This is a genomic window from Frankia sp. CoWAU3 (assembly GCF_977971855.1).
On record NZ_CDWWXB010000062.1, the window covers coordinates 16,239 to 17,538 of the forward strand.

At 69.7% G+C, this 1,300-nt stretch carries 1 protein-coding gene; it reads right to left on the reverse strand.

Annotation, left to right across the window (positions count from 1 at the left end):
• A partial coding sequence (locus tag AC08ON_RS08220; RefSeq protein ID WP_476616729.1) for a cytochrome ubiquinol oxidase subunit I occupies window positions 1-1,123 on the reverse strand: 1,123 nt, incomplete at its 3' end.
• Between the last annotated feature and the right edge of the window lie 177 nt (window positions 1,124-1,300).

Genomic DNA, 1,300 nt, shown 5'->3' on the forward strand with positions numbered 1-1,300 from the left:
CCGGTTCGGGTCGCGGCTTCGGGATGGATGGCGAATCAGAATCGGTTGTCCGTCCGGGCCTGGCCGGGCTCGCCTGCCCCGCGCCGTGGACGGCCGTGCGGTGGACGCCCGCAGCGGGCTGCCCGGACCGGATCTCCGCGACGGCCGGGCCGCCGGTGGCCATCCGGCGCAGGATGAGGATCAGCGCACCCGCGAGCCCCAGGTACAAGACCAGGGAGCCAGCGAACATCGGCGCGACCCCGTCGGCGCCCGTCACCGCGTCGTGGACCCGCATGTGACCGCCCACGATCCACGGTTGACGACCACCCTCGGTGACCTCCCAGCCGGCCATCATCGACAGCGCGGACGCCGGTCCCGTGGCCGTCGCGGCGAACAGCCACGGCCGCCCGGTGGGCAGTAGCGTCTTCTCGCCGCGACGGCGCCGGCGGACGACGGCGGCACCAGTCAGGGCGGACAGTCCGATCAGCGCGGAACCGAACCCGACCATCGTCGCGAACGACCCGTGCACCAGCAGACCGTTCGGGCGCTCGTCCGGCGGCGCGGCGTCCAGACCGGTGATCACGTGATCTGTACTGAATCCCTCCATCAGCGAGAGCAGACCCGGGATCTCCAGCCCGTAGCGGACCTCGCTGCTCTTGTCGTCGTAGAACCCGCCGAGGGTCAGCGGCGCGTGCGACCTGGTGTGGTAGAGCCCTTCCATCGCGGCCAGCTTGAACGGCTGGTTGGCCCCGGCGATCCGGGCCGCCCAGTCCCCCACGATCAGCTGAAGCGGCGCACAGACCAGCACCACCGCCAGGCCGATCCGCAGCCCGCGCTGGTGGTAGGCGTCGCGGCGACCGCGCAGCATGCCGACCGCGTAAATGCTGGCGACGGCCCCGCCGGTGCACATCAGCGCGGCCAGCAGCATGTGGACCACCTGGGGCGGAGTCCCCGGACTCAGAAAGGGCGCGAACGGCTCGGCGGCGACGACCTTGCCGTTCACCTCGGTGATCCCTCGTGGCACGTTCATCCAGGCGTTCACCGTGATGATGAACAACGTCGACAGGGTGCCGGAGATCGCGATCGGCCATAGCGTGAGCCAGTGCGCGCGCGGCGACAGGCGCTTCCAGCCGTACAGGTACATCCCGACAAAGATCGCCTCGGTGAAGAACGCGAAGCCCTCCAGGGAGAACGACAGCCCGAGCGCACTGAGCCTTTCCGCGCAACGATCGATAGCTCTGCGTGAGAATCACGGACGGTAGTTGGTAGGGCGGTCCGAAGGGGGCGGTGCAAGAAGAAACGCGGGACCCCGGTAGAAGTC